A 26,129-nucleotide genomic window follows, 5' to 3' on the forward strand; every position below is an offset into this window, starting at 1 on the left:
ACTCTATCGCATTGGTGGTATAAACCGCTTTTCTGATGTCTTTAGGGTAGCCAAAGAACACCGTTAAGCCCTCCCAGTTATTGCGCCAAGACTTAACCACGTGCGGGTATTTCTCGCCCCACACCTCATCAAAGTGCTCAAGATTGGCCTCTGCCATCTCAAGCGTATCAGCGCCATAGATGGCCTTTAAATCAGCCGCTACGGCCTTCTTATCCGTCCATGGTACAAACTTCATGGAGTAACGCACCATATGCACGATACACAGCTGAACCTGAGCGTTGGGATAAACGGTGTTGATAGCATCGGGGAAGCCCTTTAAGCCGTCGACACAAGCGATTAAGATGTCTTGTACTCCGCGGTCTTGTAGCTCAGTGAGAACGCCCAGCCAGAACTTAGCGCCCTCATTCTCTGATAACCACATACCAAGCAGCTCTTTTTTACCGTTAAGAGCAACACCTAGCGCTAGATAGATAGCCTTGTTGATGATCTGCTTGTCTTGACGTATCTTCACGACGATGCAGTCCAAATAGACGATAGGATAGATGCTGCTCAGTGGCCTGTTCTGCCATGCGGTGATGTCATCTAAGAGGTTATCCGTGACTCTTGAGACAAGAGAGCTTGATATATCAACGTCGTAGATGTCTTTGATGGTTTCGACAATTTCAGTGGTGGTTTGACCCTTGGCATAAAACATGATTATTTTATCATCAAGGCCACTGATACGGGTTTGATGCTTACGCACTAACGCAGGTTCAAAGTCACCATCACGGTCTCTTGGGGTGGAGATCTCAAGCGCGCCGCTATCACTGCGGACGGTCTTTCTAGTATGTCCGTTGCGCTTGTTTGGCTTATCCGCCTTTTCATGCTTGGGGTAGCCAAGATGGTCTTCCATCTCAGCTTCAAGGGCAGTGTCGATAAACGACTGCATGAGCTGCTTCTGGAAGTCTTTGATATCATCAAAGCTGTTCATGCTGCTGGCCATTTGCTCGGCCAGTTTTTTAATGTCAGATTGAGTAGTCATTGCTTATTCTCCGGTTAGTGGATTATAAGCAGTTACACAAAGTTTGGGAAACTCCCCAATGATATTAAGAATGACACCCGTACGGATCATTTCGCTCTGTTTAATCAATCCCGTACCAAAGACAATCGCATTTGGCGGTGTCGCAACGGGTAGCATAAAGGCACAAGATGCACCAATACCGATGACTAATACCAACACTTCGTGTGGTAAACCCATCTGCTCTGCAATGGCAGCAAATACGGGAACCAGCAGTGCGGCAGAAGCGGTATTAGAAGCAAACTCCGTTAAGAAAATAATAAATGCTGATACCGCAATCATCACCACGATAAGCGGTGCAGAAGACAACGCATTAGCGACCGTCTCCCCCAATACCAAAGAGGCACCTGACACTTTCAGAATCGTCGACAGGGCAATACCACCGCCGAACAGCATGAGTACGCCCCAATCCGTATTATCAGACACTTGTTTCCACGATACCAAGCCTAAGCTGACCACAGCGGCAGCAGCTGATAAGGCAATAACCGCGTCAGTATCTGTAATATCAAGCGCGGCGCCGATCTTTTTGGAGAAAATCCAGCTCAATGCGGTGACAATAAAGACGATAATCGTCACTACGCGAGGTTTATTCCATACAATAGGTTCATCTTCAACCAGTACAATTTTACGATTCAGGTTGGGCTTCAAAAACACATACATTGCACCTAACAATAGCGGCAATAATACCAGCATCATCGGCACACCAAACTTCATCCAGTCCACAAAAGCAATATTGAGCGCTTTTGCAGCGATAGCATTTGGCGGCGAACCAACGATCGTACCTAAACCACCAAGGCTTGCTGAGTAAGCGATACCTAATAGTACAAATACAAAAGTGCCTCGGTCTTTTTCACGGTCAACTTGCGTTAAAATACCCAGCGCTAATGGCAACATCATCGCCGCCGTCGCAGTATTCGATATCCACATCGACAAAAATGCGGTCACGCCAAATATCAAAAATACCGCTGTGCTTAATTTGCCACCTGACATCGATAAAATCTTCAGGGCAATTTTTTTATCCAATTGCTGCACATGCAAGGCTGCCGCTAAAGCAAAACCACCAAAAAACAAATAAATGGTCGGATTGGCAAAGCTTTGTAAGCCTATTTCAGCATCGAATTCTGGTATACCCACTAGGGCACCAACCACGACTACCAATAGTGCCGTAATCGTGACGTGCAACGCTTCCGTTAGCCACAATACGCCGATGAAGAACAATAAGGCAAGACCCTTATTGGCATTGATATCGAATGGCAATACATTATAAATAATCATACTGATAACCGCCGCAATAGCGACCACTATCAACCCTTTACCAGTACCCTTTGGAAAGGTATCGGTAAATAAATACTCATTGCCATCATCAGGAAGATGGCTATCTAATTTTTGCTCTGACATAAAATGTCCTTATTTTCCCAAAGACAGTGTAAAAAGACGCTAAAATAAAAACGCATGTTAGCGATTGACGGTAGTTCAACCAGCAACCGCAAAAAATACGCCGTTATCATAACAGATATATAACAAAAATCTGATACAACAAAGCCTTTATAAAAAAGCCCCTATAAAATTTGCAATAAATATGGTTATTTCATAGGTAAAGAATTACTTTAATGCGTTTTAGGAAATGTACCTTAAAACGGTACTTTATAGAGATGACATTTATCTCATGAGTTTTTTATTTTTGAACCGAACTCTAAGAGGGAGTGAGAGCAACTGATAACCAAGTAATTGCTTTTCATTAAACAGCAAGCCTTGTGATATGCGGTTACACATCGTCACTAAACAAGCGTACACTTAGTATGTACAAGCGTATGGTGCTATCTCATACTAAATAAGTCAAAATAAATTTCTAATACCAGTAATAGCTTAACAACTATTTTTTATTAGTATTTATATCGAAAAATGAATAACAATAAATAGGAGCACTTTATGACAGATGCAAATAAAACAGACTCAACCACTAAAATGGCACCAAGAGATATCAATCAAGACGGTTTGGCTAAAAAAGATCAGCAGCGTACCGATGACTCTGCACTCGATATGATGCAGGGCATGCATGAACATGAAGACCATGAAGATGAGAAGTAAGCGAACATTTTAGATTATCCCAAGCTACAATATAAAAAAACCAGAACATGAAAGGTGCTTATTGTTATGACAAGCGCCTTTTATGTTTTGGCTCTCTTTTTTCTGGCAGGCGATCTGAGACGTAGTTATATATAAATGCTGCCGTCAAGACGATAGCAATGGGTACAAATAGCGCTTCATAACCAACCTTGGCGAATAAAAATGCTCCAACGGCGCTGCCACCGCAAAAGCAATACCAAATAATGGCTTGGAACCCTAATGTCGGTTTGCTGATCGATCGACCCGCCAACCAGTTGCCAATCGCTGCGCCCATATCTGATGTCAAACCTGTCAAATGGGTGGTACGAATAACCGCGCCACTATAAGTCGCTACCATGGCATTCTGTAATCCGCATGCCATTGCCGCTGCCAACTGTCCTAAATAATCATGCTGCTGATACAACCAGTAGCTGGCCATTAGCAGTGCCGCCTCGATATATAGCGCACTACCATAGCGCCTACCTAACTTTAATGATGTCTGCCCAATCACATAACCGCTCAGTATCGCACCTGCCAAAAAAGACAATAGCAGCGCACCGATATACAAGATACTACGCACATCCAAGTAAGCAATAGCCGCTGCAAATAAGCTTACGTTGCCAGTGACATGAGAAACCGATAGATTGGTAAACCCCATTAACGCAGCAGTGTTAACACAGCCAGCACTGAATGCCAATACTGCCCCGCCCCACAATATCCACTTTGGTAATTTGGTTATCATATTCGCCGCCTAATGGCTTATCACCAAAAAGCATCTATTATAACCAAAAAAGGCAACCGATTGGCTGCCTTCCTGATGTATAAAACCCTACAACCGACTATTGAAAAGCATTATTTCGGCTCATCAAGCATCATTAATTGCTCACTGATAGCAACGGTATTAAAACCTGCGTCAACAAACATAATCTCGCCGGTAATACCAGATGCCCAAGGTGATAGCAAGAAAAGCGCCGCATTACCAACTTCGGTTTGTGTGATATTACGTTGTAGCGGCGCGATTTTTTCGCTGATATCGAGCATTTTACGGAATGATTTGATACCACTGGCGGCAAGTGTGCGAATAGGACCTGCTGAGATCGCATTGACACGAATGCCTTCACCGCCCATCGAAGTAGCCAAATAGCGAACACTGGCTTCAAGGCTGGCCTTTGCCATACCCATGACGTTGTAGTTTGGCAATACCGAGATACTACCTTCATATGTCAATGTCAGCATCGAACCGTGACGCATGGCCAATAAAGCACGAGCTTCTTTGGCTAATGCCACAAAACTATAGCTTGAGATATCATGGGCAATTTGACTGCCTTCACGGGTCGTCGCCTTAACAAAATCGCCATCAAGCTGATCCATCGGTGCAAAGCCAATCGCATGTACCACACCATCGATTCCATCACCCCAATGGGCAGTGACTTGCTCAAAGCAGGCAGCGATAGACTCATCAGACGCCACATCACACTCAAGTACCAAATCTGCTTCGAATTTCTCCGCTGCCATATCGACACGCTTTTTGATCTTATCATTAGGATAAGTGAGAATTAATGAGGCACCTTCACGGTGCAGTGCCTCAGCGATAGCCCAAGCGATAGACAGTTTGCTCGCAATGCCTGTCACGACAAATCGTTGTCCTTGTAGTAGCATAATATTTCCTTTTGGGTCGATCAAAATTATTTAATCATATTAGGTTATTTAGAGTGATTAGATACGATGAATATCACAGCGTAAAAAGCATAAATTATAAAATAAGTCATTATACACGAATTAATTTAAGTAAACAGTCGTAAACTGTATTCCCTTATAATGTCTTCTAATATCGATTAAACGCCCAACTGCTCGCCACAGCAGTATGAAGTTAAGTAGATTTCAAGTATAATCACAGCCCTTCCCAGCTTGCACAATTTTTATAAAAATCCTTTACAACAGTTATTTGTAACTGTTCGTAATTAGGGATTTAGCGTTAAGCTACACCCACATTTTGGATGGCTGCCAAACTTATGAGTAACACCCCAACAATAGCATCAAATTACCAAGAAAGCGTTGAGTCTTATCGTCAACTGATTCTCTCAACTGGCGAGGACTTACAGCGTCCCGGTCTTGAAGAAACGCCGATGCGTGCCGCGAAAGCTTTTGCACATTTAACCCAAGGTTATCATCAAAGCTTGGATGAAGTCGTCAACGACGCCCTGTTTCCATCGAGCAATCGCGAGCTGGTATTGGTACAGAATATTGAATTTTATTCATTGTGCGAACATCATATGCTGCCTTTTCATGGTATCGCTCATGTAGGCTATTTACCCAATGGTCAAGTACTGGGCTTATCAAAATTTGCCCGTATCGTCGACATGTTCGCCCGCCGCTTGCAAGTTCAAGAAAATTTAAGCGAACAAGTGGCACAAACTATCATGGATGTCACTGGCTGTCGCGGTGTAGCAGTAGTGATGGATGCAGCACATATGTGTATGATGATGCGCGGCGTAAATAAGCAGCAATCCACCACACGTACAACATCGATGTTGGGTGAATTTGTCCATGACAATCAAGCGCGCAATGAGTTTTTGAGTGCGATCCCTAGACGTCAGCCTGCATTCTAACGCTTCAAATAACCATAGATAATAAAAAAGGATACTTAAGTATCCTTTTTTAATGCGTACCTTTCAATATAGCTATCATTAATAATTAGCAATCAATCCTTGATTACAATATAACGAGGCTTAACTAACCTAGCTTACTTCAGCAATCCAATTGCCATAACCTTCTGCTTCCATCTGTGCCAGTGGAATAAAACGCATTGCCGCTGAATTCATACAGTAGCGTTTACCCGTCGGTGCCGGACCATCGTCAAATACATGACCGACGTGTGAGTCTGCATAGCGACTACGAATCTCGGTACGGGTGCCGAATATACCTCGGTCTTCCCTCTCAACGACCATATCCGTGCTCAATGGACGGGTAAAGCTTGGCCAGCCAGTGCCAGATTTGTATTGATCACGAGAGGAATATAGTGGCTCCCCCGATATCACATCGACATACAGCCCAGGCGCTTTATTATCCCAATATTCATTATCAAAAGCGCGTTCGGTGCCGTCTTTTTGAGTGACTTTATATTGAATGTCACTGAGTGACTGCTTTAGCTCATCCTGTGCAGGCTTCACAAAGGTATCTGGATTGAATCCTGTACTAGCTTTAGTAGCAGACGCATTGTTTGATGTTGCCTGTACGCTATCTGCCGCCGTAGGTTTAAACTGGCTAAAATCCAGCTCGTAGTCTTTACCATAGACATTTTCGATAAACTGATAGCGCCCAGAATTAAAGGTATAAGCCTTATAGCGGATTGGGTTTTTCTTATAATAATCTTGATGATACTCTTCAGCAGAGTAAAACTTGCTAGCAGCAACAATTTCAATCACAACTGGTTTGCTATAGATACCAGAGTCTTGCAGTGATTGCTTAGCAGCTTCTGCTATCTGCTTTTCTTGTGCATTATTATAAAAAATAGCGGGACGATACTGAGTACCACGATCTACAAACTGACCTTTGTCATCGGTAGGATCCCCAATTCGCCATAATGCTTGAACGATACCATTATAGGTGATTTTCGTCGGGTCATAATAGACTTGGGCCGCTTCAGTATGCCCTGTGCCGCCTGCTGATACAGTGCTATAAGTTGGATTGGTCGATTGACCGCCGGTATAGCCAGAGACCACTTCTACAACGCCAGGTATTTTTTCATAACCCGCTTCCACGCACCAAAAACAACCGCCAGCGACCGTAGCAACTGCGAGATTTGGATCCGTTGGCGCATAAGGATTATCGATGGCAGTATTTTTCACAGCGGGCGTATTTTCGGTGGCAGCACAGCCAACGAAAACCATACTGATGGCTGCTACAGCCATCGTAATAGCACCCGTCTTTAATTTATGATTCATCGATACCTCCTAAAAGTAATATAATATAACTATGATAACTCTTTGACCTCACTAAACTATGATAACTCTTTGACCTCACTAAACTATACCTATATTGTTATAAAAATTTAACAGTAATTAGATATTATTTAATATAATTAAACAGTATAATCCTAAATTATACACAATTTCTTAATAAGATAAGTTTGCTACAAAGTATGATTATTAAAAAAAGAGCACATTACGGACAGCGTAGTGTGCTCTTTTATATTATATCAATATAGCTTAGTTATTCTTTTATTTTGCAGCAGAACGCTCATCACTGGCTTGCTGAATCTTGGTTAAAATAGCCTTGATTTCAGACGCTGATAGATACGTTGGTACGGCATAGGTATCACTGACTTCTTTTGCAGCGGCTTTGGCAATTTTATCAAAATCACTGCTTTGCATGCCTTTCACCGTTGGATCGATATTCAAGGTGGCAATCAGTTCACGTACTTGCGCGATGAGGTCGTCGGCAATCTCAGCATCACTCTTGCTAGCTTGTCCCGATTTTACCATACCTGTTTTTCTAGCCAACTCTGCCAGTCTTTTTTTACTTCCTTGACAATTGACATCAAGCACATACGGCAGCACGATGGCATTGGCACGACCGTGAGGAATACTATAGTGCGCGCCTAACTGGTGAGCGATAGCATGCACATAACCAAGACCCGCTTTATTAAAGGCGATACCGCCGTAATGAGCGGCAATACCCATTGCTTCTCTGGCTTTAAGATTGCCGCCGTCTTTATAGACCAGCGGTAGGTTTTGCATCACAGATTTGACCGCAGAAGCCGCATAATAATCGGTCTCGACGCTCGCATTAGCACTCATCCAAGCTTCTAACGCATGGGTCAATACATCAATACCCGTATCTGCTGTGATATGAGCAGGCATGCCTTTCATAATAACAGGGTCAATAGCCGCTGCTAATGGCACCATTCTTGGGTCAATAGACAGCGCTTTTTGATGCGTTTTATCGTCTGATACTACTGCACCAAGGGTTGCTTCTGAACCTGTGCCAGCCGTGGTAGGAATACAATAAAGCGGCATCGAAGGCTTTCTGGCTTTAAGAATGCCGATAAGCTGTTGCGGCTTGCAGCTATTGCCTTGTGACATCGCAATCATCTTAGCCGCATCAATGACCGAACCACCACCGATGGCAATAATCGAATCGCACTTAGCATCGATAGATTTTCGCAGTCCCTCTTCGACAACGTTAAAAGTAGGGTCTGGGGTAATGCCGTCATAAACGGTATAGCTGATATTTTTGCTATCTAGATAATCAGTCACTTTGGCTGGAATGCCAAGCTTATTAAGCACGGCATCAGTAACGATAAATACATTGGTGCTGCCTTCGTTGATAGCCATATCACATAGCTCTTCACAAGAGCTCTCACCGACAAATAGCATTGGTCTTCTAATTGGAACAACATAAGCGAACGCTTTTAAGACTTTAGCGCGTGTTTTAGCAACGGCTAAATAACCAACTTGCTGCAATCCATTGGTATTTACTAACTTGTTATTTACTAATTTAACAATACTATTTTGTTTTTTCATGAGTAAAAATCCTTTTTAATGATGGTAATAATAGCGATGACAATCCTTTAAAGCAGCAATTTAAACTGCTCTTTAACTAAAAATTAAACAAATTTAAGCATCTAACTAAAGTGAACGTCTGTTTAACTTATTGTATCACTGCTATTTTTAGGATATCGCAATTAGTATGAACTGCCATGTTCTGCTTATTTGGCTCTATCTGCTTAACTCTTTTTGGCTAAGCTAAATCATACTCGCCTGCAGCAACTGCTGCGCATAGGGATGCTGTGGGCTATTAAAAACATCTTCAGTACGTCCAGACTCAATACATATGCCATCTTTAAGCACCATAATTTGCTGACATAAGGCGCGCACCACTTTTAAGTCATGACTAATAAACACATAACTGATTTGCAATTTTTCCTGAATTTCACGCAGCAAGCTAACTACAGTGACCTGCGTGGTACTATCAAGCGCGGACGTCGGCTCATCCAATATCAATAGACTCGGCTGCATAATGAGTGCGCGAGCAAGTGCTACCCGTTGACGTTGACCACCTGATAGCTCATGCGGATAGCGATGCGAAAACTCAGCTGGCAGATGCACGGTAGTAAGGCTATCCATCACCGCCTGCTGCCGTGCTGCCTTATCAACGCCTTGTACGAGCAATCCTTCTTCAATGATTTGCATCACCGTCATACGTGGATTGATACTGGCAAAGGGGTCTTGAAATACCATTTGAATTTGCGAGCGAAACTGACGTAGCTCACCCTTGGACAATACTGAAATATCTTGTCCATTGACCATTATTTCGCCACCCACACGCGCTTGATTGCTAAGCAATTGACTTAATGCAAGCGCTATCGTGGTTTTGCCAGAGCCGGACTCACCTACAATGCCTAACGCCCACCCTTTCTGTAGCGTCATATCGACATTTTTTACCGCATCAAACCAGCGCTTAGTACCACCAAACAGACTTTTTTCAATGGGAAACTGTACTTGTAAATTGCTGACTTGCAATACAGTTGATTGCTGAATTTTATCATCATTAGAGAAGTTCAGTGCTTGGCCAAAGTCTTGTTTGATTAGCGAGCGGGTATATTCGGCTTTAGGCTGGTTAAACACCGCTGCGGTTTGCCCTTGCTCAATCGTTTTACCTTGGCGCATGACGATGACGTCATCACTGTAGCGCCTGACCAGATTGAGGTCATGGCTAATAAGCACCATCGCCATATTATGCTGACGCTTAAGATCATCTAATAGAGCAAGAATCTCATGTTGCAGAGTCACATCAAGCGCGGTAGTCGGCTCATCAGCGATTAAAATATCTGGCTGCTGTGCTAATGCCATGGCAATCATGACCCGTTGACGTTGACCACCTGATAGCTCGTGCGGATAGCGGTTCAACTTATCAATCGGATTGGTAATATTGACATCATTTAGTAAATCGATTGTTTGGCTTTGCCATTGTTTCTTGAGCACACCAACTAGACGTAGTGATTCAGCAATTTGTTTGGCAACTGTATGTAGTGGATTGAGCGCCGTCATCGGTTCTTGAAACACCATGCCGATGCGCTGCCCACGAATAGAGCGCAGCGCAGCGTTACGTGCCTTAGCACTAACATTGGCATTGGCTATCGGTAGCACCGTCAACCCTGCTAGCTTCACCTCACCGCTAACAGTCAAACTGTCTGGCAATAAGCCTAATAGCGCGAGACTTGCAATGGATTTTCCAGAGCCTGATTCACCTACGATAGCAAGGGTTCGTCCTTGCCGCAGCGCATAAGACAGATTATCAACTAACGTTACGCCAGTATTGGTAACAATGCTCAGCTTATCCACGGTCAGCATCAGCTTATTTTGGTTATTGCTATGACTATCATGTAAATGGGCATTTTGCTCAGTAGCAATCGTCATATTAGTAGTTGTCAAACTATCAGTAATCACATCATCAGTTGTCATATCAGGAGCGCCTCGGATCAAACGCATCACGTAGCGCTTCGCCAACGAATATTAGCAGTGATAAAATAAAGGTCAAACTAAAAAAACCAGATAGCGCAAGCCATGGTGCATCGAGGTTATTTTTACCTTGTACCATCAGCTCGCCGAGCGACGGTGATCCAGGCGGCAAGCCATAACCTAAGAAATCTAATGCTGTTAAAGCGATAATATTAGCTGTCAATATAAATGGTAGCTGTGACAAACTTGACGCTAGGGCATTGGGCAAAATATGTCTAAGCATAATTTGACTGTCCGAAACGCCAAGATTACGCGCGGCACGTACATAGTCAAAGTTACGCGCGCGCAAAAACTCTGCCCGTACCAAACCAACCAGTCCCATCCAACCAAATAATAACATCATTGCAAATAGCATGAAGATACTAGGGCTGAATAAGCTGACCAAAATAATAATCATAAACAGCTGCGGCATACCGCCCCATACTTCCATGAAGCGCTGCCCTGCCAAATCTATCCAACCACCGTAATAACCTTGTATTGCACCGACGATAATACCAATCACTGCCCCAGCAAGTGTCAATGCTAAGCCGAACAATAATGACACCCGCATGCCATAAAGTATCCGTGCCAACACGTCGCGACCCAAGTCATCAGTACCAAGCCAGTTCTGGCTGTTGGGCGCTGCTGGATATGGAATACCCAGCTCAACGTTTGGTGTCTGATCGGCAAATGGAATCGGCGGCATAATGTAAAAACCCTGCTCATTAATCAGCGTTTGCACCGCAGGGTCTTTATAATTGGCTTCAGTCTCAAACACCCCACCAAAAGCCGTTTCAGGATAGGCCTTTAGGACAGGAAAGTAATAATCGCCTTGATACTTCACTAGTAGCGGCTTGTCATTGGCAATCACATTGGCTGCCATACAAATGACGAATATCAGCGCAAAAATGAATAATGATACGACGCCTAGACGATTACGGCGAAAGCGGTTTAGGCGTGCCTGCCAGATAGGATTTAGGCGACGTTTTTTTGGCATAGAGATAGGAGATGCAGATGAAGGCGTTGAAGGTAATGGATAACTTGACATTAGCGCCCCTCAAAATCAATACGAGGATCAATTAAGTGATAACTCAAATCACTGATTAACTGTAATAATAGCCCGACCAAGGTAAAGATAAATAGTGTACCGAATATTACGGGATAATCGCGCTGCTGAATGGCTTCGAAACCTAAGAGACCCAAACCATCAAGCTTAAAGATAATCTCGATTAAGAAGTTTCCGGCAAAGAAAATGCCAACGATAGCCGCTGGAATACCTGCAATAATAATCAGCATGGCATTACGAAACACATGTCCGTATAGCACTTGACGCTCAGCCAAACCTTTAGCACGAGCAGTAAGCACATATTGCTTGCCGAGCTCTTCCAAAAAGCTAAACTTGGTCAAATAAGTCAAGCCAGCGAAACCACCAACCGTACTTGCTAGCAGTGGTAGCGCCAAATGCCAAAAGTAATCTTTGATTTTGCCCAGCGTGCTTAATTGATCGAAGTTCTCAGAGGTCAAGCCTTGCAGTGGAAAGATATTCCAGTAGCTACCACCGGCAAAAAACACCAGTAATATAACGGCAAATACGAAAACGGGTATTGCATGCCCGATAGCCAGTAGCATGGCAGTAACTTTATCAATCCCCGAGCCATGATGCATGGCTTTATAGATACCTAGTGGAATCGCTATCATATAAATCAGCAACGTGCTCCAGAGCCCAAGCGAGATAGAAACGGGTAATTTCTCGATAATCAAATCCGTTACCGACTGTCCTTTAAAAAAAGACTCACCAAAATCTAGCTGAGCGTAATTCTTTAACATGAGCCAAAAGCGCTCAGGTGCCGATTTATCAAACCCGTATTGGGCATTAATCGCTGCAACCATTTCCTCAGATAAGCCACGCGTACCTTGATAGGTACTGTTATTTCCCGCACTACCTGCGCCAATATTACCGCCAAGTGCATTGTCTTTTGCACCTTGCTCAATAAGCGCCAGTTGCTGCTCGACAGGACCACCAGGCGCTGCTTGTACAATCACAAAGTTCGCCAACAATATCAAAAAAAGCGTCGGTAATATCAGCAGTAACCTTTTTAAGATATAACGACCCATAACGGTGGCTTCCTAAGATAATAAATATGACGACAGAAAGAATACGCAGCTAATAACTATCAAAACGTCAGTCGAAGCGCCCGTTATGGTTTAAAAGTTATTTTTAAGCTCACGTAGCGCAGCAAATACAGCCAAAGATTTATCATCATCGATGGTTGCTTTAGACTTCACCCCTGCTATCACACTCGGCTCTTGCGTCCGTAAAAACACATTGACTGCGCGCTCATGTTCTAGAGAGACTGGCAACGTCGGAATACCTTGGGTGGTTTTTTCTTCTGCTTGAACCAGAGTTTGCTGCATTGCTTCATTAGTAGGTTCAATAGATAGTCCAAAGCGCAGATTATTGGCAGTGTATTCATGCGCAGGATATAGTAGCGTCTCAGCTGGCAAACCATTTAAACGCTTAAAGCTGTTGTGTAATTGCTCAATCGTCCCCGTAAATACCCGTCCGCATCCAGCACTAAATAAAGTATCGCCACAAAAGCAATGTTTAAGCCCGTCAATATCCAAAATATAAGCCACGTGGCTAGCAGTATGACCGGACACATCCCATACTTGTGCTGCACAGCCCCACGCACTGACGGTACTGCCATCTTTGATGGTTTGATCTTCATCGACATTATGCTCAGTATGCGCAACCAGATGCGTCATCGGATAAGACTCTTGCAGTTCTGCGACACCGCCGATATGGTCATGATGATGATGAGTCGTCCAGATAGACGTCAGCTCTAATTTATTTTCTTCCAAATAACTCATGACAGGCTCAGCTTGACCAGGATCAATAACGATCGCCTGTTTATTATTTTCATTAATCAATGTCCAAATATAATTGTCATTAAACGCTTTGATTGGGTGAATGCGGATAGTCATATTAAATCCTTACCAGTAGTTATCTTTATTGCTGATGTCTTTTATGGTTTTTTTTAAACCAAATAAAATTTTAAGATGCAGCGTTATTTCCTTTATTGTTCTAAATTATTGCTTCAAGTATTGGTTAACACGTGCTTCTGCTTCTTTGTCCGTCCACCAGTAGTCAATACCGATGGCATTAGAGGGCAGTTTTTCAGTATGACGATATTGATCCCAATAGGCGACATTGGTCGCTGATTTTCCGTATAAGGGCACTAAATAATGACCAGCACGTAGTAGGCGATCGAGCACCTGAGCATATAAAACAATCTCATCACGATTCTTGGCTTTGCCTAACTGATCTATTACTGTGTCAATCGCCGTATTTTTAATACCAATAGTGTTTCTGTTGCCCACTTGGTCAGCGGCTGAGCTACCCCAAAAGCCAACTTGTTCCGCACCAGGGGATAAACTCTGAGCAAATACATCGACCACCATATCATAATCGAAACGGCGTACCCGCTCATAATATTGTGGTCCGTCGACTTGACGTAACGTCGCATCAAATCCCAAGCGCTTTAGATTTCGAATATATGGCAGCAGCACCCGACCCATGGTTTCGCCTGTCATCAATATCTCAATCTGAGCAAGTTGTCCATTGGGCTGATATAGTTTCATATCGTTATAATAAAACCCAGCATCTAGCAACAGCTGCCGCGCTTCTAACAGTCCTTTACGGTTAAAGCCGCTACCGTCACTGGTCGGCAATTGCCACTCCATTAATACGGCTTGACGTTGCAGTGGTTCAAGCTTCGGTAATAAAGGCGTAAGCACCTGCATCTCTTCAGCAGACGGCATCCCTGTTGCGGCAAGCTCGGAGCCATGAAAGAAACTTTGCAAGCGTTCATACTGCCCATGAAACAAGGTCTTATTCATCCACTCAAAGTCGTAAGCCTTGCTCAGTGCTTGGCGAACGCGAATATCTTGAAAGATGGGACGTCGCATATTCATGACCAAACCCTGCATTGGCACGGGATTTTCGCTACTGATGGTTTCTTTACGAATCAAACCTGCCTTGACGGCGGGAAAATTGTAACCTGTTGCCCAATTAGAGGCTTTATTCTCCGGACGAAAACGATATTGACCAGACTTAAAACCTTCAAAGGCAATCTCTTCGCTTTGATAATAAACAAACTTAATCATATCAAAGTTATAACGACCGCGATTGACCATCAAATCACGACCCCAATAATTGGGATCACGTACATAGCTGACCGAGCGCCCTGCATCGACACGTCCTAACTTATAAGGTCCACTGCCCATCAATGGCGTCAACGTTATTTTTTCAAAATCCGTATCGATAGAGGACTTAGCAAAAATAGGAAACTGTCCGACGGTTAATAAAATCTCTTTATTGTCATCAGAGTTAAAGATGAATTTTACTTGTTGCTTATTAATAATTTCAATATTTTTAATATCACCCAAATAGCTGCGAATATACATCGGACCTTTATTTAACAGTGCATCATAAGTCGCTTTGACGTCACTGCTGGTGACCGGCGTGCCATCCCAAAAGCGCGCAGCAGGATTAATATGATAGATAATCCAACTGGTATCATCAGGGTCATAAGTTACTTTGGTTGCCAGCTGCGGATACATGGTAAAGGCTTCATTTAATGAGCCAGTCATCAAGGTATCATATAGATAGTCCGTACCAACCATCGCCACACCTGTGGTCATCCATTTATTAGCCGCGTTAAAAGTACCACGCGCCTCAAGTGATAATATACCACCTGTCGGTGCCTTTGGATTGGCATAAGGCATAAAGGGCACGTCAATATACTCAGTGGTACTATTATGACCAAGCGCAGTAGTAGTGATTGGCACCGCGATACTGGCAGGTATCCAGCTTACAGTCATGGCAAGTAAGACGGCTTTTAGCATGGTATTTTTTATCATAATAAAGTTATAACAAACCCTTGTGCGAGCCCAATGAATATGATGAAATTTTACTTAAGTGCTACCATATAATTAAAAAAGAGTGAGTGCCGCAGAATTTTATCATAACAAACTTAGGTTTTTTAACCTAATGATTTGCAGCGTTAGAGTTGCTACATGATGCATCATTTATCTTAAAAGAATACTAACGCGTATAAAAAAAGACGCAACTTTTATAAGCTGCGTCTTTTGTTTTAAAATCCATGCTAATTTATGCGTGTTTTTTCTCAAACGCAATCATAAAGTCAACCAACTGCTGCACCCAATCTAATGACACTGCATTGTAAATGCTGGCACGCATACCGCCCACATCGCGGTGACCTTTTAAATTCATCAAGCCTGCCGCTTCCGACTCTTCTAAGAATACTTTATCAAGGCTGCTGTCGGCTAAGGTAAAAGGCACGTTCATGATAGAGCGATATTTGGGATCAACTGGATTGCTATAAAAGCTGCTATCATCAATCGTTTTATAGAGTAAATCAGCTTTTTGTTGGTTGATTTTGCCAATAGCAGCAACGCCGCCCTGCTCCTCTAACCAATCAAACACTAGTCCTGCTAAATACCAAGAATACGTCGCTGGTGTGTTTGACATGGATTCTTTTTCAGCTTGGTGCTCATAGTTCATCAGCAGTGGGCACCATTCACTCGCTTGACCCAATAGGTCTTCACGGATAATCACGATAATCAGACCTGCTGGCCCGATATTTTTTTGCGCACCTGCGTAAATCATGCCAAATTTAGAGACATCAATGGGCTGTGACAAAATACAAGAAGACATATCGACGACAATTGGTGCATCGACTTGTGGCGGCTCAAATATTTGCAAACCATGAATGGTTTCGTTAGCGCAGTAATGGAAATAGGCGGTATCTTCGCTCAGGTTCCATTCGCTTTGGGCTGGTACGTCAGTAAAGCTACTGTCTTTACCCGTTGCGACCTGATTCACTTCACCAAGACCAAGCTTTTCATAGCGCTGTGCTTCTTTGACCGCTTTACCAGACCATGCACCCGTCGTTAGATAGTCTGCGCGCCCACCATTTAGCAAGTTTAATGGAATCGCTGAAAACTGTAAGCTAGCGCCACCTTGTAAAAATAGAACTTTATAGTTATCTGGAATGTCCATTAGCGAGCGCAATTTGGCTTCGGCTTTTTCGGTAATGGCGATGTATTCTTTACTACGGTGACTCACTTCCATAACCGACATGCCGCGTCCCTGCCAATCAAGCAACTCTTCTTGAGCGCGTGATAATACGGCCGTCGGTATAGTAGCAGGTCCCGCTGAAAAATTGGGTACGCGGTTAGGAGCGGCTTTAGTGGTCATAATCAATATCCTAAATATGATGAAGTCATCGTGGTTATTAAAGGTTGAATGTTGAAGGTGAATTTTATCGTTATTTTTTAATCTCTATCATAGTAAGTGGTAAGCCTTTAACTGTGACTCGATAACTGCTCCCAAAGCTGACGTTTAAGGCTACTATCAGCAAGCATCTCATCGAGTGTGGGCACAGTAGTCACGCTAGGATGTTCAAGACCGTCAGGCAACACTGTCAATGCGGCAATTTTTATCTCTTCGCTACGGCCGATTTTAAAGACGTATCCAGCAAGACTGGCATTGGCAAGCTCAGCCGTATCCATACCTTCACAGATAGGGAACGATGTCGTCTCACAACTGATGGATAACGCTTGGGTGATATTTTGCCACAGTTTTTGGCTGTCATGATTAAGTGCTTGGATATCCACCAAAATCACCCAATCACCATAACGACCACCTTGCAAATCAAAGGGTGCTACCTTTTTAAAGCTTTCCTCTTGAAAGCCCTCTTCTTTAAAACTGCCATTTTCAAAGCTCGAAGCATCATTTATATCAACAATAGAAGTTTGCTGAACGACTGTATTTACAAGGGAAGTCACGGCGGGCTTAGAGATGTCAGAGGCAGTCGAGTCAAAACTATAAGTAATAGGGCTTTGCGGGTCAGAATGGTGTAAACCTATCTCACTAGCATCATCATAATAGTGATTAGCAGATGCTGAATGCGACATCCCAACGCTTATATCATCACGATTGGGAGACTCAATAGTTGGCTGTTCAGTGCTCGTCGCAGAAGAACTGCTAGCATTAGCTAAAGTTGAGTTAGCTATAGTCTGCTCAGGCAGAGTAGGCGCAGAAATATCTGCGATATTTATGGTCTCAGAGCTTGGCTGCACCCACTGATTGATACCCATCATCGCTAAAATTTGGCGCTGCTGCATACGATGCTGCAATATAATTAGCGGGTCTTGGATATCACTCATGCTTATTTACTATCCTACTTATCTAAAATGGATTTACAGGCTTTTAATGTCAAAAACAATATTAAAGAACGATGTTAAAAAAAGGATTAAAGATATAGTCGGTTCAATTTAAAAAAGAACACTCAAATGCCATCAATGACATGGCTCAAAAAAGCTGCCGAACGCCTAGCCAATGATTGGCTAACATGGACAAGCAATCATATTCATCTTGACTGACTATCGTATCGTGTAACATCACCGTATGCAATGTGCTCAGCCATTGCCGGTAATCATTGTAATCATAAGGCTTATTATTAATCACATTATAATCTATTTGAGCGCCGCCCTGTTGCCTCTGTCGATAATTATCATCACCTTTGGCTTCTGATGCACACGACTGACTGGCAGATGCTAATAAAATAGGCACCGCTTCTATCACTGCCAATAATTGAACACTATTTATATTTTGCGTAGTCAATAGTAGCCATTGCAAATTTGCGTCACTAACGGCGGCTAAGTCAATATCAATCAAACGTGCGTGACGCCGCAAATCCACAAGATAGTGAGCAACACTGTCATTATTATAGCCGAGTACTGAAATAGGTGATGAAATGTGTACTGAGCTATCTAGTGCTGATACGACCTGACCCTTAACATCTTTTGATAGCCGATAAGCCAATAAAACAAGCATTGTTTTCGCCGCAACATCGAGACCATCAAATACCTGTTCTGAAGGGTCAAGCTGGTCATAAATATCATCTCTACCCGCTTGCAATGCTTGCTGCCATAACCATAATAGCTGAGGCTGAGCATGCACGTGTGTCTCGTTCAATATAGTAGACAATATCGGTAATAGTTGCTGCAACTGTAGCGCTTGCCATAATGATAAAATCGATGGCAACCGAGAGTTGGTATTTTCTAAAGGATTTGATAATAATTGAGGCTTATCAATAGAATCATCATTATCTATATTATCGGCGATATTTTGGCTTAAATCCGCCGTGAGGTAGTGTTCAAATAGCTCAATGATACCCTGTTGATAGCGCATCAGCATTGTACGACACTTTTTTTGCTGCACATAATGTTGATGATCTTGATTGCTATGACTCTCTTCATATCTGAAACGCAATTCATTGATAGCAGTTTCTGACAGGTTATGCTGACTCAGTTGCTTTATTGCCAATGCAATCAATGCGTTGTCTAAACGCCTATCAAGATGTGCCACTGCCGCTAATAATTTATGATCTATCGTATGCGCTAAAAATTGGGGGTGGCTGCTAATATTAGCGCTAGCGTTATTATCGATTTCAGCAGCAGACGTTTTATCGTTAGCAAGTCCAAGCCAGATATCACTCAAGTCATAACTCTCAGTCGTTGATAATATACGACCTTGATGGCACAACATAACTGCTTCAATCAAAGCTTGCGCCCCGAGCGGGTGATAACTGTGATTGAGTATATACTGCGGCAGTGAAACTTTTTGTCTATCGTCGATACCAATCAATGTATCCGATGGCAAATCGCTATCAGGTTTTGCTTGCCATGGCTTGAGCAACTGATGAATACCGGTATTTTGCGCTTGAACCTGTAAACGTCCTGCAACAACGACATCTTTCTCGATAACAAACTCTAGCCCCTTATCTTCGTCCAACTCATTCTTTATTTCATTTGCAGGAAAAGCAGTAATTTTTTTGTCTATAACATCATTGCTGTTATTAGTAAGGCTTTTATTGTTATTGCTTTTATTGTTATTTAACGCTGATTGAGTTTCAAATATTGATGATTGGCTATTTTTTTCTTGTTTATTTTTGCTTAGGCTATTTGCTTTTATGACGCCCCAATCCCCTAATCGCCGCTGCTCATATATCTCTTTTATTTTCTGTTGATTTATGCGCTTTTCTTTAGCTACTTTTATCGCAAAATCATGATAAGCGTGGGCATTAATGGCACTCATTCGCTCAGCCAAGCTCGGATGGGTGGCAAACCAAGAGACGTCACCCAAATCAGCACCACTACTAGCAAAGAAGAAGTGACTAAGACCATTAATATCGGCGATACTGGTTAAGCGCGAACCAAGCGAATCTTGATGAATGGCTTTCAGTGTTGCCATAATAGCCGGCGAGCGTGTCAGCTGCACGCTGGTCGCATCGGCAAGCAATTCACGCTGGCGATTAAAGCTGTGTTTAATCAGTTGCGCACTGGCCATACTCGAAAAACTCAATCCATGTATTAACAACGTCCAAATATTGCGCGGTGCTTGACTATCGAACTTATTATTATTTTGTAGCCATCGTGACTGGCTCTTAGCTGACGACTGCTGGCTTTGTGATTGACTTTGCCAATAGCTTACCCATTCACTATGGGTGGTAAAGTTGGCGGTTTGGGCTTCAGTGCTACGCGCATGGCTATCGACGGCTCTTTGTGACAATAGATTGCGTCGATTGACCGCATCATCAAAATAATTGTGATGGCTATTCTGATGACTGCGTTGATTACCAGCGCCAAAATTATTAATAGAATCACTCCAGTCATAGAGTAATTGCAAGCCTGCCAGCACCACCATCAGTTGCAAATTAAAAGTGGCATCACCATGCAAGATATGACCATATTCATGCCCTATCAGCCCATACAGCCCCTCATCGGACAGCTTATCAATCGCGCCTTGAGTGACGACCAACACCATATCTTGACTATGACGACCCGCAACGAAGCCGTTAATACCTTGCTCATCAGGCAGTATATAAAGAATCGGCATACGTACACCCGAAGCAATGGCTAGCTGCTGGGCAATCTCGTAATAACGACGGTAGACAGGCGGAAAATCTCGCTCATTACGCACGGCGATATGGTGGGCGCTGAAACGAACCTTTGGTATAGGCTCATGCTGATGGGCAACCCCTTGACTATGCTCCCACGCATCTTGGCTGTGGTCGATAAACAGCCGAACCCCGCCCACACGCTGAGCAATAGCGCGACCGCCCGCTTCTAAACGTCTGTACTCTAAAAAACTACCGATCACAAAGCTACCGATTGTCCAGATAGCAACCAGTATCAACACCCAATGATAAATGCCACCAGTAAATATCGTTAGCAGCAGCGCCATGATACCCAGCGCTACTGCCAGATGGGCAAAGACAATAAGAAAAAATAGCCCATAGAGCAACAAACTTCGCTGGGTACGGGTGCGTTGTTCACCAAAAAAATCCATCTATATGCCTGACTTAAAAATAGCTAAACGCATCTGAACATATGAATATAATTCAATATCAGCCCATATTGACGACAGGTGCTTGAGCGATCACCTTTCTGTCTTCAAAAACTAGCGGGCTTAATGGACGAAAGCCAAAAGTCGTACTAATAAGATTGTTGGGGAATACCTCGCGGTCATTGTTGTAGAACATCACGCTGTCATTATAGTGCTGACGGGCGAAGCCAATGCGGTTCTCAGTATTGGTCAGCTCATCCATCAACTCTTTAATCATGCTGTCCGCCTTTAGCTCAGGGTAAGCTTCCACAACCGCTGAAAACTGCCCTAACGCTTTAGACAGCATACTCTCAGCTTTGGCAAATAGCGCCATATGCTCAAGCGAGTCTGGCTGATGTATATTGGAGTCTTGCAAGCTCTGGGCATGATTACGTGCACTAATCACACGGGTCAGCGTCTCTTCTTCATGCGTTAGATAGCGTTTAGCAGTTTCAACCAAATTTGGAATCAAATCATGACGGCGCTTCAGTTGCACATCTATTTGAGCAAAACCATTTTTCGCTTGGTTGCGAGCGCGTACCAATTTATTAAATATAGATACGCCAAACACAATCACTAGTAGCACGAAGGCAATGAACAACCAAACAAACATCTTCATAAGAAAACCCTAAAGTGTCCAGAATGTTAATAAAAGTTAATACATTGTATTTTAACCCATCTTAATCAATCAAAGGTCAAAATCGGACAAAAAAAGGTCGAAAAAAAGCCCTTTACAATGAAGGGCTTAATAGATCAAACGAGCATTTCTGATTAAATATCAAAACAGGTATCAAATTTTAGGCAAAAAAAAGCGACTCCAAAAGCAAATCCTCGGCACACACTGTGACTATTACCGTTGCTACCTTCCGGTCCTGGCGGGGTTCATAGAACAATGTTGCGAGGCTACCAATGGAGCCACCAGTTGCAAATTATACAAGAATTTTTAAATATTACAACCCCTATCGTAAAACTCTTTCTATTACCTCCAAACGCCCTGTAACTTAGGTGACAAAATTCTCACAGCAAGCCTGTTAAATTTTGCTATTTTAGTTGAGGAAGCTGAGCATACTCGGTATCAACTAATAACTAAAATGGACAGCTTCTCATAATAAGGCGAGTCTTACCTATGGTATGGCTCACCTAAATACTATTGATATAACTCACTCAGGAGATCATTATGAAAACCACTTTACTTAATAAAGCCGCTCTAACGACTGGTACTGCATTTCTACTCACAGCCATGATGGGTAGCGCGCATGCAGAACCAACAGGCTACGATCAGCTTACCTTTCAGACAGAAGTAAAAGAAGAAATCCAGAATGATGAAGTACGAGCCAGCTTATATAAAAAAGCGCAGGCAACGGATTCTAAAACTCTAGCGACAACGCTCAACACCTCAATTAATAATGCCATGAAAATTGCTAAGCGCTATCCAACCGTTACCGTGAGTACCGGACAACAGCGCACCTACCCTCGCTATGACAAAAATGACAAAATCATTGGCTGGACAGGACAAGCAAACATCGATTTAAAAAGTACCGACTTTGCAGCAACTAGCCAACTCATCGCTGACCTACAAGAAACGCTGGTGATGGACAATCTGAACTTTGGTGTCTCAGATACCAAAAAGGATGCGCTTGAGCAAAAGCTGATGACCAATGCGTCTCGTGCTTTTCAGCAACAAGCTAAAAACCTAACACGCGCTTGGGATGCTCGTGGCTATCGTGTGGTCAATGTGAATTTAAATACAGGTAGCAACTACCCACGTCCGATGTATAGTGCTATGAGTATGAAAGCAGGCGCAGCAGACGAATCAGTACCTAGCCAAAGTTTTGAATCTGGCAATAGCACTATCTCAGTGACTGCTAACGGTACGATTGAATTGACTAAATAAGCTATAAATACATAGAATTGATAAATATCCTGATAAACATAAAGGCAAGTGCTGCAATCAGCGCTTGCCTTTATGTTTATATAGAAGAAATCAACTTATAAAGTTACTCTATTTTGTATAGGTTCTTATACTTATCCATGATTGACACATTGACTATAAGTTAATTTATCACGGGTTGCTCAAGCGTCATAGGTTTATCCACTATAGGCTTAGTAAATGATTGCATATTCGGTTTTTTGCCCTCTTGACGCATTTTTAACAGTACTTTTTGATACCAAGGTAGATTTTGATAAGCTAAAAGCTGTTGCGCGATTTTCTTATTATTTTGCAATGTTGTATTGTTTTGAATCACATAAACCGTACGCTCTACTTGTTTGAGTGTTTGACCTTTCTCATTTTTTAACACGGCTTTTATCTTGTGCGATCCTGGCAAAACATCTACCGTTGCAATCGATGCACTGAGACCTTGCGCGACTTCATTACCATCCAAATAAATACTGACACTATCACCTGCTTGTAACTCCGGCTTCACTTGCACCTTTATATCAATGCTTTGGGCTGGGCGACGATATGCACGTTCTGCGCTTGGTTCAGTAATAGCAAGCTGATAATTGGCGTCAGGGCTATTTTTAGCAGCAGTATTTTGCGTAGTCGTATTAACATTACTAGAAGAAGGCGGACTACTCGTGTTGTCACTGTTACTTGAGCTGACGCGACTTTCTTTCGTCGTGACACCCGTTTGGCTGATTTTTTTACCTGCCTGCTGCTCATAATTTTGCGGGCGGTCGGTAAAGGTGACTTGACCTGTTTTTTCGTCAATAACTTTATAAATAGGCGCAGCATTTACCAAAGGGGCGTAGAGAGTTGCCATACTAATCATCGTAGCAGCAATCAGTGCTAACCCTAACTTACTGTTTGAAAAAACCGGTTTTGATAATGAAGTCATAGTCAGTCAACCTAATGAGTACCTAATATTATGAATATCTATTATGCGATACTTTGGGCGTTAAATCAGTAATAATTTCAAAGAGGACAGATCCGTTGATTTAGCAAATTATTATTGAGACGTAAAAAAACCAGCTAAGATTGCCTTAACTGGTTTTATGAATTGAGCTTGCTATGAGCGTATTAGCTGTAAATTAGCAGCTGTAGTATAAGTCAAACTCAACGGGATGTACGGTTACATTGACACGTTGCACTTCTTCTTCTTTCAAAGCGATGAATGCCTCTAACATGTCTTCAGTGAATACATCACCTTTTAACAAGAACTCATGATCATCACGCAAGGCTTGTAGTGCAACTTCTAAGCTCTCCGCAACGGTTGGGATGAGTGCTTCTTCTTCTGGTGGTAAGTCATACAAGTTTTTGTCAGCCGCTTCACCCGGATGTATTTTATTTTGAATACCATCAAGACCTGCCATTAGTAACGCTGCAAACGTTAAGTATGGGTTGGCCGCTGGATCAGGGAAACGTGCTTCAACACGTACCGCTTTTGGGCTGCTAACATGTGGAATACGGATAGATGCTGAGCGGTTAGACGCTGAGTACGCAAGTTTGATAGGCGCTTCATAATGCGGTACTAGGCGCTTATAGCTATTAGTCGATGGGTTGGTAATCGCATTCAACGCACGCGCATGCTTAATAATACCACCGATGAAATACAGTGCAGATTCAGAAAGACCCGCATACTCATCACCTGAGAAAGTATTGACACCATCTTTGGAGATTGACATATGCACATGCATGCCTGAACCGTTGTCACCAACGATTGGTTTTGGCATAAAGGTAGCCGTTTTGCCAAACTGATGCGCAACATTATGCACAACATACTTTAGCTGCTGTACTTCATCGGCTTTTTTGACTAACGTATTGAAAGCGACACCAATTTCTGACTGGCAAGGCGCAACTTCATGGTGATGAACTTCAACACAGCCTTCACCGATGATTTCTTCTAAACGCTCACACATAACAGAGCGCATGTCTTGCGAGCTATCGATTGGTGGTACTGGGAAATAAGCGCCTTTAACACGTGGACGATGTCCCATGTTGCCCCACTCATAGTCATTGTTAGTCGACCATGCCGCTTCTTCGGCCGTGATCTTGTGACTAACGCCAGACATATCAATTGACCATTTCACATCATCAAATATAAAAAACTCAGGCTCAGGACCAAAATAAGCAGTATCGCCAATGCCCGTTGACTTTAAGTACTCTTCGGCGCGGCGCGCAATAGAACGTGGGTCACGATCATAACCTTGTAGCGTTGATGGCTCGATAATATCGCAAGTAACAACTACGGTAAGTGAATCAAAGAACGGGTCAAGAAAAGCCGTCTCTGGATCAGGACGCAAGATCATATCTGACGCTTCGATACCTTTCCAACCAGCAATAGATGAGCCATCAAACATCTTGCCATCTTCCATCACTTCTTCGTCAACGCTATGCGCTGGAAAGCTGATATGTTGCTCTTTACCACGTGTATCAGTGAAGCGAAAATCAACCCATTTAGCATTAGAGGATTGGATAAGATCTAGTAGTTTGTTCGACATAAATAGTCTCCGTTGTGTTGATTAGGTTATTGCGATTTAAAATTATAGGTACAATCTGTTGGTTAAAAATCTCTGGTTTGATAACAGTCAGCGCTGCGTTTAGCGCTAAATATCCTGTTTAATATTATGCTTATTCTCAGCACTGTCAATATTATTAGTCAAGATAGTCATCTGAGTTATGCGCTTAATAAGACCCGCCAGTGTTTTGGTTCGATATTATTCTAACAACATATCACTCATTATGCTGAACTCTTCAGGCACTTGTTAATAATAATTATTGAACCACTTTATCACCAAAGATAATCATAACAGTAATAATGCAAAGGCTATGCCAGTTTTTTATAATAAAAAAATATCGAAGACATAAGTATAGTTATTAATAATAATTACAGTAACTTATAATACCTTTGACAATATTACAGCCGTAGATTTATCGTCAGTGGTGTCATGCAAATTGTTTATCTAGAATCATTACTAACGCACTTATGCACTAAATTAGTGCATATTAAATGTATAAATAAAAATTATGTACTTTTTTAGTGCG

At 42.7% G+C, this 26,129-nt stretch carries 20 protein-coding genes and 1 other RNA gene; 3 read left to right on the forward strand and 18 right to left on the reverse strand.

The window, feature by feature from the left end:
- The coding region (locus tag B2575_RS06500; protein WP_414707422.1) for an IS256 family transposase at nt 1–1,021 on the reverse strand (1,021 nt) is incomplete at its 3' end.
- A gap of 3 nt (nt 1,022–1,024) precedes the next feature.
- The gene (locus B2575_RS06505) at nt 1,025–2,455 is read right to left on the reverse strand and encodes an SLC13 family permease (protein WP_296240660.1); all 1,431 of its coding nucleotides are present in this window, start codon (nt 2,453–2,455) and stop codon (nt 1,025–1,027) included.
- A 531-nt stretch (nt 2,456–2,986) separates the two neighbouring features.
- Here B2575_RS06505 and B2575_RS06510 point away from each other — a divergent pair.
- The gene (locus B2575_RS06510; protein ID WP_296240663.1) at nt 2,987–3,145 is read left to right on the forward strand and encodes a hypothetical protein; all 159 of its coding nucleotides are present in this window, start codon (nt 2,987–2,989) and stop codon (nt 3,143–3,145) included.
- A 64-nt stretch (nt 3,146–3,209) separates the two neighbouring features.
- Here B2575_RS06510 and B2575_RS06515 read toward each other — a convergent pair whose 3' ends face one another.
- Entirely contained in the window at nt 3,210–3,905 is a 696-nt protein-coding gene (locus B2575_RS06515) for a YoaK family protein (protein ID WP_201605743.1), read from the reverse strand.
- Nucleotides 3,906–4,015: 110 nt separating this feature from the next.
- Entirely contained in the window at nt 4,016–4,822 is an 807-nt protein-coding gene (locus tag B2575_RS06520; RefSeq protein ID WP_060491067.1) for an enoyl-ACP reductase FabI, read from the reverse strand.
- Between the two features lie 353 nt (nt 4,823–5,175).
- Between B2575_RS06520 and folE the strand changes: the two genes are divergently transcribed.
- Nucleotides 5,176–5,772 carry a GTP cyclohydrolase I FolE gene (folE, locus tag B2575_RS06525; protein ID WP_201605745.1) on the forward strand — a complete coding sequence of 199 codons (597 nt, stop codon included), beginning with the start codon at nt 5,176–5,178 and terminating at the stop codon, nt 5,770–5,772.
- A 129-nt stretch (nt 5,773–5,901) separates the two neighbouring features.
- On the opposite strand, the gene msrB is transcribed toward folE, so the two are convergent.
- The 12 genes from msrB to ffs form a co-directional block, all read right to left on the reverse strand.
- Nucleotides 5,902–7,107 (reverse strand): peptide-methionine (R)-S-oxide reductase MsrB, encoded by a 1,206-nt coding sequence (gene msrB, locus B2575_RS06530; RefSeq protein WP_201605749.1) that lies wholly within the window; start codon nt 7,105–7,107, stop codon nt 5,902–5,904.
- Nucleotides 7,108–7,383: 276 nt separating this feature from the next.
- Nucleotides 7,384–8,688, reverse strand: a complete 1,305-nt coding sequence (locus B2575_RS06535; RefSeq protein ID WP_201605750.1) for an iron-containing alcohol dehydrogenase — start codon at nt 8,686–8,688, stop codon at nt 7,384–7,386.
- Between the two features lie 222 nt (nt 8,689–8,910).
- Nucleotides 8,911–10,584 carry an ABC transporter ATP-binding protein gene (locus B2575_RS06540; RefSeq protein ID WP_045453068.1) on the reverse strand — a complete coding sequence of 558 codons (1,674 nt, stop codon included), beginning with the start codon at nt 10,582–10,584 and terminating at the stop codon, nt 8,911–8,913.
- A 46-nt stretch (nt 10,585–10,630) separates the two neighbouring features.
- Nucleotides 10,631–11,662: an ABC transporter permease gene (locus B2575_RS06545; RefSeq protein WP_201605813.1), complete on the reverse strand. Its 1,032-nt coding sequence runs from the start codon at nt 11,660–11,662 to the stop codon at nt 10,631–10,633.
- Between the two features lie 50 nt (nt 11,663–11,712).
- Nucleotides 11,713–12,780: a microcin C ABC transporter permease YejB gene (locus B2575_RS06550; RefSeq protein WP_045452949.1), complete on the reverse strand. Its 1,068-nt coding sequence runs from the start codon at nt 12,778–12,780 to the stop codon at nt 11,713–11,715.
- 90 nt (nt 12,781–12,870) lie between these two features.
- The gene (gene gloB / locus B2575_RS06555) at nt 12,871–13,650 is read right to left on the reverse strand and encodes a hydroxyacylglutathione hydrolase (RefSeq protein ID WP_045452946.1); all 780 of its coding nucleotides are present in this window, start codon (nt 13,648–13,650) and stop codon (nt 12,871–12,873) included.
- Nucleotides 13,651–13,755: 105 nt separating this feature from the next.
- Nucleotides 13,756–15,588: an extracellular solute-binding protein gene (locus B2575_RS06560; protein ID WP_201605751.1), complete on the reverse strand. Its 1,833-nt coding sequence runs from the start codon at nt 15,586–15,588 to the stop codon at nt 13,756–13,758.
- Between the two features lie 250 nt (nt 15,589–15,838).
- A complete protein-coding gene (serC, locus tag B2575_RS06565; protein ID WP_045452943.1) occupies nt 15,839–16,948 on the reverse strand; it encodes a 3-phosphoserine/phosphohydroxythreonine transaminase in 1,110 nt (369 codons plus the stop codon).
- 107 nt (nt 16,949–17,055) lie between these two features.
- On the reverse strand, nt 17,056–17,919 hold the full coding sequence (locus B2575_RS06570; RefSeq protein WP_045452940.1) for a hypothetical protein: 864 nt from the start codon (nt 17,917–17,919) through the stop codon (nt 17,056–17,058).
- Nucleotides 17,920–18,064: 145 nt separating this feature from the next.
- On the reverse strand, nt 18,065–21,106 hold the full coding sequence (locus B2575_RS06575; RefSeq protein ID WP_201605752.1) for a M48 family metalloprotease: 3,042 nt from the start codon (nt 21,104–21,106) through the stop codon (nt 18,065–18,067).
- A gap of 58 nt (nt 21,107–21,164) precedes the next feature.
- Nucleotides 21,165–21,761 carry a LemA family protein gene (locus tag B2575_RS06580; protein WP_193011389.1) on the reverse strand — a complete coding sequence of 199 codons (597 nt, stop codon included), beginning with the start codon at nt 21,759–21,761 and terminating at the stop codon, nt 21,165–21,167.
- A 196-nt stretch (nt 21,762–21,957) separates the two neighbouring features.
- Nucleotides 21,958–22,054, reverse strand: an RNA gene (ffs, locus tag B2575_RS06585) — signal recognition particle sRNA small type.
- A 265-nt stretch (nt 22,055–22,319) separates the two neighbouring features.
- On the opposite strand from ffs, the gene B2575_RS06590 reads away from it, so the two are divergent.
- Nucleotides 22,320–23,036 carry an SIMPL domain-containing protein gene (locus B2575_RS06590; protein ID WP_045452937.1) on the forward strand — a complete coding sequence of 239 codons (717 nt, stop codon included), beginning with the start codon at nt 22,320–22,322 and terminating at the stop codon, nt 23,034–23,036.
- Nucleotides 23,037–23,196: 160 nt separating this feature from the next.
- Here B2575_RS06590 and B2575_RS06595 read toward each other — a convergent pair whose 3' ends face one another.
- Both B2575_RS06595 and glnA read right to left on the reverse strand, forming a co-directional pair.
- On the reverse strand, nt 23,197–23,982 hold the full coding sequence (locus B2575_RS06595) for a DUF4124 domain-containing protein (protein WP_201605754.1): 786 nt from the start codon (nt 23,980–23,982) through the stop codon (nt 23,197–23,199).
- 193 nt (nt 23,983–24,175) lie between these two features.
- On the reverse strand, nt 24,176–25,585 hold the full coding sequence (glnA, locus tag B2575_RS06600) for a type I glutamate--ammonia ligase (protein WP_055124883.1): 1,410 nt from the start codon (nt 25,583–25,585) through the stop codon (nt 24,176–24,178).
- Nucleotides 25,586–26,129 lie beyond the last annotated feature (544 nt).

The organism is Psychrobacter sp. UBA6739 (genome assembly GCF_002453835.1).
Classification (GTDB): Bacteria; Pseudomonadota; Gammaproteobacteria; order Pseudomonadales; family Moraxellaceae; genus Psychrobacter; species Psychrobacter immobilis_A.

Coding starts and splice junctions, on each gene's coding strand:
- B2575_RS06505 (WP_296240660.1), bottom strand. CDS start 2,455: ATGTCAGAGCAAAAATTAGATAGCCATCTTCCTGATGATGGCAATGAG.
- B2575_RS06590 (WP_045452937.1), top strand. CDS start 22,320: ATGAAAACCACTTTACTTAATAAAGCCGCTCTAACGACTGGTACTGCA.
- B2575_RS06550 (WP_045452949.1), bottom strand. CDS start 12,780: ATGGGTCGTTATATCTTAAAAAGGTTACTGCTGATATTACCGACGCTT.
- B2575_RS06580 (WP_193011389.1), bottom strand. CDS start 21,761: ATGAAGATGTTTGTTTGGTTGTTCATTGCCTTCGTGCTACTAGTGATT.
- gloB (WP_045452946.1), bottom strand. CDS start 13,650: ATGACTATCCGCATTCACCCAATCAAAGCGTTTAATGACAATTATATT.
- B2575_RS06515 (WP_201605743.1), bottom strand. CDS start 3,905: ATGATAACCAAATTACCAAAGTGGATATTGTGGGGCGGGGCAGTATTG.
- B2575_RS06575 (WP_201605752.1), bottom strand. CDS start 21,106: ATGGATTTTTTTGGTGAACAACGCACCCGTACCCAGCGAAGTTTGTTG.
- B2575_RS06560 (WP_201605751.1), bottom strand. CDS start 15,588: ATGATAAAAAATACCATGCTAAAAGCCGTCTTACTTGCCATGACTGTA.
- glnA (WP_055124883.1), bottom strand. CDS start 25,585: ATGTCGAACAAACTACTAGATCTTATCCAATCCTCTAATGCTAAATGG.
- serC (WP_045452943.1), bottom strand. CDS start 16,948: ATGACCACTAAAGCCGCTCCTAACCGCGTACCCAATTTTTCAGCGGGA.
- B2575_RS06545 (WP_201605813.1), bottom strand. CDS start 11,662: ATGCCAAAAAAACGTCGCCTAAATCCTATCTGGCAGGCACGCCTAAAC.
- folE (WP_201605745.1), top strand. CDS start 5,176: ATGAGTAACACCCCAACAATAGCATCAAATTACCAAGAAAGCGTTGAG.
- msrB (WP_201605749.1), bottom strand. CDS start 7,107: ATGAATCATAAATTAAAGACGGGTGCTATTACGATGGCTGTAGCAGCC.
- B2575_RS06540 (WP_045453068.1), bottom strand. CDS start 10,584: ATGACGATTGCTACTGAGCAAAATGCCCATTTACATGATAGTCATAGC.
- B2575_RS06595 (WP_201605754.1), bottom strand. CDS start 23,982: ATGACTTCATTATCAAAACCGGTTTTTTCAAACAGTAAGTTAGGGTTA.
- B2575_RS06535 (WP_201605750.1), bottom strand. CDS start 8,688: ATGAAAAAACAAAATAGTATTGTTAAATTAGTAAATAACAAGTTAGTA.
- B2575_RS06510 (WP_296240663.1), top strand. CDS start 2,987: ATGACAGATGCAAATAAAACAGACTCAACCACTAAAATGGCACCAAGA.
- B2575_RS06520 (WP_060491067.1), bottom strand. CDS start 4,822: ATGCTACTACAAGGACAACGATTTGTCGTGACAGGCATTGCGAGCAAA.
- B2575_RS06570 (WP_045452940.1), bottom strand. CDS start 17,919: ATGAGTGATATCCAAGACCCGCTAATTATATTGCAGCATCGTATGCAG.